At 45.7% G+C, this 7,229-nt stretch carries 5 protein-coding genes; 4 read left to right on the forward strand and 1 reads right to left on the reverse strand.

Going from position 1 to position 7,229, the window contains the following annotated elements; genetic code table 11:
• Positions 1–207: 207 nt before the first annotated feature.
• Complete coding sequence (locus GXZ13_05995; GenBank protein ID NLX75365.1) at positions 208–1,164, reverse strand: hypothetical protein; 957 nt, start codon at positions 1,162–1,164, stop codon at positions 208–210.
• A gap of 447 nt (positions 1,165–1,611) precedes the next feature.
• Here GXZ13_05995 and GXZ13_06000 point away from each other — a divergent pair, with 447 nt between their 5' ends.
• From GXZ13_06000 to GXZ13_06015, 4 genes are all read left to right on the forward strand, one after another.
• A complete protein-coding gene (locus GXZ13_06000; GenBank protein ID NLX75366.1) occupies positions 1,612–2,739 on the forward strand; it encodes an ABC transporter ATP-binding protein in 1,128 nt (375 codons plus the stop codon).
• Positions 2,739–4,391 (forward strand): iron ABC transporter permease, encoded by a 1,653-nt coding sequence (locus GXZ13_06005; GenBank protein NLX75367.1) that lies wholly within the window; start codon positions 2,739–2,741, stop codon positions 4,389–4,391. Before GXZ13_06000 ends, GXZ13_06005 begins: the two co-directional genes overlap by 1 nt.
• Positions 4,392–4,482: 91 nt before the next feature.
• Entirely contained in the window at positions 4,483–5,523 is a 1,041-nt protein-coding gene (locus tag GXZ13_06010) for an extracellular solute-binding protein (protein ID NLX75368.1), read from the forward strand.
• 344 nt (positions 5,524–5,867) lie between these two features.
• Positions 5,868–6,914: an NAD(P)-binding domain-containing protein gene (locus GXZ13_06015; protein ID NLX75369.1), complete on the forward strand. Its 1,047-nt coding sequence runs from the start codon at positions 5,868–5,870 to the stop codon at positions 6,912–6,914.
• Positions 6,915–7,229 lie beyond the last annotated feature (315 nt).

The raw sequence follows: 7,229 nt of genomic DNA on the forward strand, positions 1-7,229 counted from the left end.
CCATAAAAACGAAAATATTCACCTGTGTTCAAAGGAATTGGATAGCTGCAGGAATCTGATATTGGAGTTAATCGTACAAACCTATAGAAAACTCAGGTTTTTAGTCATCAACATTTTGTAGATCTTTGGTTTTTTACAGAGGCGTATGAAAAACAAACTTGTGGTTTCCTTTCAAACGATTCAGAAGCGGAGGCCCACTTTCCGTGGCTACATATTTTCCTGCTCCATTTCGATCAACTTCTTGGCTGTTTGGAGATCGGTAACCAAGACATTGCACCATCCACCTTTCAATGTGCCGTAAATTGCTTCCGCTTTCTGAAGATTCCCTGCAACAGCAATACTGTACTCCTTACGCTTCAGGTCATCTGCGGTAATTGCCACGGTCCACTTTCCCTCATCAGGACTACAGAGTGTCCCATTACGGTCAATAAAGTGCCCAAAGACATCCGCCACAGCTCCCATTTGTTGGAGCGTCGTCACCAGACCATCATCCATATAACCAGTGTAGAATAGGGGTGAGTCTCGTGAAATGATGCCGATACCGAAAACAGCAATGCGGCTGTTGCTGGCAGCATCCAGAGCTTCTTTGATTCTGATGTCCTTCATGAGGTTGCCCAGCAGTTCTTCTGAATATACTTTCATGGGGGCTAACAATGGGTATGTTACCGAGTTTTCCACTTTCTGATGGAGTAGGTTGAGGATGTTCAATCCGCTGAAGGTCAGGGAAACCCGCTCGTGGCTCCCATTTAACTGTGAAAATTTCAGGCCCTTCAGGGGGAGTTTGTTCAAGTGCTTGGCGAATTCATAGACCGTACTACTCCATGAGATGCTGAGGCTATCATCATCGACCAATATCCTCTCAACAAAGTCGGCGGCTGCCTTGCCCAATTCCTCCTTGATGATTTGATCATCGTACACTGGGGCATCAACAACGATAACCTCCTTGAGGGAAAATAGCTGTTCCAAGGCTGCAGCACATTCGGTAGAGTAGGAGAGGTTGCTATGGATACTGATTTTTACAATTCCTGATTTCTTCGCTTGTCTGAGAAGACGTCCGACTTTCTGACGCGATAAACCAAGCCTATCGGCAATAACTGCCTGTTGCATATCATATTTATAATAGAGTACGGCCACTTTGACCATCAATTGATGTTCATTGCTCATAATTCATCCTTAATAATTGACTTCCACTGAAGCTGTGTCTGAGCTTTTGTTCACGTATTGTTCATTTGCCAATAATAGATTGAGCAAATCCTAATGTCAACAAATGCCCAAAATGAATTGCTAAATGTACTTGTTGATGCATCGTCTCCCGGTATTTCTGTACCATTTGCGAGAACACTGATGGGGTGCCTTCACACAAGGATAACTTGAATACTTTCTCCCACTCCGGTTCATATCCAATGGGAAGAAAATAAATGTTGACAGCTCCAGTTGTGAGATGTAAAATAACATTAGCTCACAAACTGAGCATCTGCTCATTCTAAAGGAGCTGTATATCTACTTGCTACGTTTCGTTAGCGAAATATTGCAGGGGATGAGCACAACAACAGGTTGGATTTGAAGGATCTTTAGAAAGAAGTTGATTAAAATCCACACAAAGGACTGATGATGAGCGTCAATATTATCATTCGGAATGCAAAGAAAGCGTATGGAGATACAGTCATTATCCCCAACCTCTCACTTGATATCAAAGAAGGGGAGCTTTTTACTCTTCTTGGGCCATCAGGTTGTGGAAAGACTACCTTGTTGAGAATGATTGCTGGTTTTAATTCGATTGAAGGAGGGGATTTCTACTTCAATGAGAAACGAATCAATGATCTCGATCCAGCGAAGAGAAATATTGGCATGGTGTTCCAGAATTATGCAATTTTTCCACATTTTACGGTACGTAAAAATATTGAGTTTGGGTTGAAAAATAAAAAATTGCTTGCAGATGAAATTTCAAGTACGGCAGAAGAATACATGAAATTGGTGCAGATTGAGCAGTTTGCCAACAGAATGCCCGAAAAGCTTTCTGGAGGACAGCAACAACGTGTTGCTCTTGCACGGGCCCTCTGCATCAAGCCGGATGTGCTGCTCATGGATGAGCCTCTTTCAAACCTGGATGCCAAGCTACGGGTTGAGATGCGGACAGTCATCAAGCGAATACAGAATAGCGTGGGCATCACGTGCGTGTATGTTACTCATGACCAAGAGGAAGCAATGGCGATTTCAGACCGCATTGCAATCATGAACGCGGGAGTGATTCAGCAAATAGGGAGACCAAAGGCAATATACCAACGTCCTGCGAATCTATTCGTTGCAACATTTATTGGACGTACGAATATTCTCGACGGAAAGCTTGTTGTCGAAGAAGGAAAGGCGTACTTGGAAGTGCAAGAATTCAAGACCAAGATACAAGCCGTTGCGAAGGACCATTTCTACTCCCAGGATGTAAAAATTTCTATACGACCTGAAGAATTTTTTCTAAACCGCGAAGATGTGTTCGAGGGTGTGAAAGGCGTTGTAAAGGACGCCATCTTCCTCGGCTTGAATACCCACTATTTTGTTGTGCTCAATAGTGGTGAAGAAGTGGAGATTATCCAAGAGTCTACAATTGAAGAGACGCTTGAAAAAGGAACGAAGATCTCCTTGGGAATTAACACGGTAAAGACCAATGTGTTTACCGCAGATGGGAAGCAGAATATCTTGACGGGGGTACTGACTGATCATTTGGCACAGAGCGAGGAAGCATGATGTTCAGACATAAAGCAGCAGATATTTGGACCTGGGTTTCCATTGCACTACTCGTTTTGTTTATGGTCTTTCTTATCTTCCCACTGTTTGGTGTTCTCAAACACTCCGTATATGACAATGATGATAACCTTTCACTAGTTCAGTTCAAAAAGTTTTTTGGCAACAGGTATTATAGTTCTACGATAGGAAACAGCTTCAAAGTTACAATCGCCGTGACCATTGTATCTTTACTATTGGCGTTGCCCTTTTCGTATTTCTATACGTTCTACAATCTGAAAGGTACGAAATTTCTCTTTGTCGTGAGTATTCTTTGTGTTATGTCAGCTCCGTTCATCGGTGCCTATGCTTGGATTATGCTTCTCGGACGTTCTGGGGTAATCACGAGAGCCTTGTCTTCAGTAGGAATTAATATCGGCAGTATTTATGGTTTTAAAGGGATTTTGCTGGTCCAAAGCCTAAAGTTCTTTCCTCTTGTTTTCATATACATGAATGGAGCCTTCCGTAATATCGACAACAGTCTTATGGAGGCGAGTGCAAACCTCGGGTGCAGTGGGGTCAAGAGATTTTTCCAGATTGTAATGAGGCTGTCCATGCCAACATTGTTGGCTGCCGCGTTGATGGTTTTCATGAGGGCGTTTGCAGACTATGGGACCCCTGGTTTGATCGGAGAGGGGTACAGGACCTTTCCCGTTGAAATCTATTCTCAGTTTATGGGTGAGAATGGACAGAACCAAAACTTCGCCGCAGCGATCTCAGTGTTTGCTGTAGTAGTGACCGCCGTAATTTTCTTGATACAGAAATGGGCAACGAACAGGTTCAAGTTCACCATGAATGTCATGCATCCTATACAGAAAAAGGAGCCTCACGGTCTTAGTGGGGTCCTCATGCACGGGTATTGTTATCTCTTAGTGATTCTAGGGTTCTTGCCCAACTTGTATATCGCCAATCTTTCGTTTAGAAACTGCGATGGTTCAATTTTTAAACCTGGCTATTCATTGGTCAACTATCAGAATGCCCTCAAGCGCTTGTTGGTGCGGTCAATTGAAAACACCTTGCTTCAAGGGTTCATATCACTGGCAATAATAATAGTCATTTCAATTTTGATCGCCTTCCTTGTTGTCAGGAAAGGCGGACTGATCAGCAACACCCTTGATACGATGAGCATGCTGCCATACATCATGCCCGGGTCTGTCATTGGTATCGCGCTCGTATTCGCTTTTGGACCAAAGCCTTGGGCATTGACGGGGACGATTTGGGTCATGATCTTAAATTTGGTCATCAGGAGGATGCCATACACGATTCGGTCAGCAACAGCGAGATTGATGCAAATCCCCCTATCGATAGATGAAGTCGCAAGAAGTTTGGGCGCATCGAAATTGAAAACACTCGTTAAGATTACTGTCCCATTAATGAGCAGTGGTATTATCAGCGGAGCAATATTGAGTTGGGTTGCCATAATCACTGAAATTAGTGGAGCCATAATTCTCTATAGTAATAAGACAATCAATTTGACAGTCTCGACGTATGTTTCTGTTGGCAGGGGGAGGGATGGAGTTGCGTGCGCGTTTGCCACGATAGTGACTGCACTGACGATAATCTCAATGGTTCTCTTCCTTGCGGTAAGTAAGTCAGAGGATGATATAAAGTTGTGAACATTATTGGAATCGACACAAAACACGTCATTCATATGTATGCATCAAACAAGGGCTTTCGGAGAAAGTCCAAGAAAATAGGAGGCTTAGTATGAAAAAGTATACCGTTCTCATGGCAATTCTTGTAAGTGCTACAATGCTCTTCGCCGGGGGCGCCAAGGAAACGAAAGTAGATGACGGTTCCATCGGAGGAACGTTGGTCATTTGCTCATCTGCGACGGATCTTGATTTAGATGCAATTATTGAAGGATTCACTGGAATCTACCCGAAGGTAGATATCGAGCTCGTGACATGTTCCGCGGGTGAGGGCGTCTCCAGAGCAAGGGCAGAGGCGGGAAATCCTACCATGGATGTAATCTACTCGGGACTTAACCAAGCAGACGGGAATGCATATGCAGGTATTTTTGAGCAGTATGTGTCACCATACGACAACGAACTCCCTCTAGAGTACCGGAGCAACAACGGGTTCTATAACTATGATCACCTCTCTACCGCTGTCTTCTGCGTAAACACAGAACTTGAAGCCAAACTTGGCCTCAACATCAGAGGGTACGCAGATCTTATGAATCCAGCTCTTAAGGGGAAAATTATTTTCTCTGATCCGACATCTTCTTCTGCAGCTTGGAATAATCTGTCAAACATATTTGCCGTATATGGGAATGATAGCGCTGAGGCTTGGGCGGTAATCGAAGGATTGCTCGCCAATGGGATGGTTATTGGCTCGTCATCTTCAATCGCCTTTAAGGGAGTGCAAAGTGGAGAGTATGTTGTTGGACTTACTTACGAGGATGGGGCATCGACGCTTCTTAAGAATGGAGCAAAGAACATCAAGATGGTCTATCCCGCAGAAGGCGCTTCAGCATATGCGTTTGCCGTGGCTATCATAAAGAATGCCCCAAATATGAAAGCGGCAAAAGCTCTTGTTGATTATATCCAAAGCGCTGAAGGGCAGTCTTTCCGAGCAAACTATGTTGGGACAGTTCGATTCACCAACGAGAATGTTGTGGTAGAGAAATCTTACCTTCCTCCGTCGGATGAAATCAAATGGGTTACTCGTGACATCGATTGGCTCATAGAGAACAAACAAGCAATGCTTGAGAAATGGACTACCTTGTACAGTAAATACCATTGACCGAGAATTGGTGTGTCGTTGGCAAGTCCAGGATATCCTGGACTTGCCAATATCCGAAACTTTTATGGATTTATCAGAAATAAATTGATATGAGGTCTGCTGAAAAAGTCTTGCAACGTTAGGAATGATGAGAAATCTCCTGGAGAATCAAAGCAATTGCTTGAGGACTTCTCACGGTGGTGAAATTCAAAGAATGATTTCGATGCGTTGGAATTCACATCTCTAACGCATGGAGACTTTGAAATAAAAATTTGACAACAAACAGACAGACTGAATATCGCTGCTCGATATGGAACAGTTTATGGGATCGGTTTGGGAATTGTATGGACAACTAAGGAGTTAAAATGTCAGTTGTAACAATTATCGGTTCAGGGCAAATGGGCTCGGCGCTGGCGTTTCCCGCCAGGGAGAATGGTCATGAAGTACGGGTTGTCGGCAGCCCGCTTGATGATTCCATCATTGATGCCTGTAGAGCGAAGAATCGACATCCTGCGTTCAAGACCGATTTCCCCAGCGGCATCCAATTTTTCAAAGTCAGTGAGATGGAACGTGCCATCGAAGGCGCCGACATGATCATCGGCGGGGTGAGCAGTTTTGGAGTCGAATGGTTTGGAGAATTTGTCTTGCCGCGTATTCCTGAGAAGACTCCGGTGCTCTCTGTGACCAAAGGCTTGTTCGATGAACCGGATGGTCGGTTGTTGCCGTATCCGATGCTCTGGGAGAAGATGTTGGCAAAGAAGGGCCTTTCCAGGAATATCAATGCCATTGGCGGCCCGTGCACAAGCTATGAGCTCGTTGCCCATGACCATACGGAAGTGGCATTCTGCGGCCCGGATCTGGCGGTGCTCGCCACCCTCAAAGCGATTATGGAGACCTCCTACTACCACATCAGCATCACAACCGATGTGATGGGGATTGAGAGTGCAGTCGCGTTGAAGAACGGCTATGCGTTGGCCATCGCGCTCACGATTGGGGAAAACCAGAGGCGCTTCGGCCTCGAAAGCGACCCGCACTTCAATTCGCAGGCCGCCATCTTCTACCAAAGCGTCAAGGAGATGGCGCTGCTGCTTGAATACCAAGGAGCCATGGCTCTCAACAACCTCGCCATCGGCCTTGGTGATCTGTACGTGACCGTCTACGGAGGAAGAACACGGAAGATTGGGATCCTTCTCGGGCGCGGCATGGATATCGATGCAGCAAAAGAGACCTTACAGGGAGTCACCTTGGAATCATTGGTCGTAGCCGAGCGGGTCGCCCGTGCGGTGCGGAGAGCCGCTTCCTTGGGGAACCTTGACAGAGACAAGTTCCCTCTCTTGCTCCACGTCGATGACATCATCAGCAAGAAGGCAGAAGTCGACATCCCGTGGAAACAGTTCTCATTTGTCAGCTGACGAACACCCTGTGCGGGAGGCATTGCATCAGCGGTTGAACTTCTTTGAGAGCAGCGCAGATTCAATTGCCGTCTCTCTCGCGTTGAATCGATTTTGACAGGGCACGCACTCGCCCCCTCACGAACAGGGCGCCATTCTGTGGCAATTCGCGTGTCTCAAACCATCCGACCTCGCCAAACTCCCAGTTGTGGGAGAAGACAACGCGCTCGGAGAGCCGATAGGAGTAGACCACATAGGTGAAGAAGGGAATCCAGATCCTCCACACCCTGTGAGCCTGCTGCCGGTCTTTGATCAGGTAGTACACCTCTTCTGAGG

Source organism: Synergistaceae bacterium, from assembly GCA_012728235.1.
GTDB lineage: Bacteria > Synergistota > Synergistia > Synergistales > Synergistaceae > JAAYFL01.

What these genes read in the sequence shown, in the direction of transcription:
- GXZ13_06010 (NLX75368.1), top strand. Translation starts at nt 4,483, where the DNA reads ATGAAAAAGTATACCGTTCTCATGGCAATTCTTGTAAGTGCTACAATG.
- GXZ13_06005 (NLX75367.1), top strand. Translation starts at nt 2,739, where the DNA reads ATGTTCAGACATAAAGCAGCAGATATTTGGACCTGGGTTTCCATTGCA.
- GXZ13_06000 (NLX75366.1), top strand. Translation starts at nt 1,612, where the DNA reads ATGAGCGTCAATATTATCATTCGGAATGCAAAGAAAGCGTATGGAGAT.
- GXZ13_06015 (NLX75369.1), top strand. Translation starts at nt 5,868, where the DNA reads ATGTCAGTTGTAACAATTATCGGTTCAGGGCAAATGGGCTCGGCGCTG.
- GXZ13_05995 (NLX75365.1), bottom strand. Translation starts at nt 1,164, where the DNA reads ATGAGCAATGAACATCAATTGATGGTCAAAGTGGCCGTACTCTATTAT.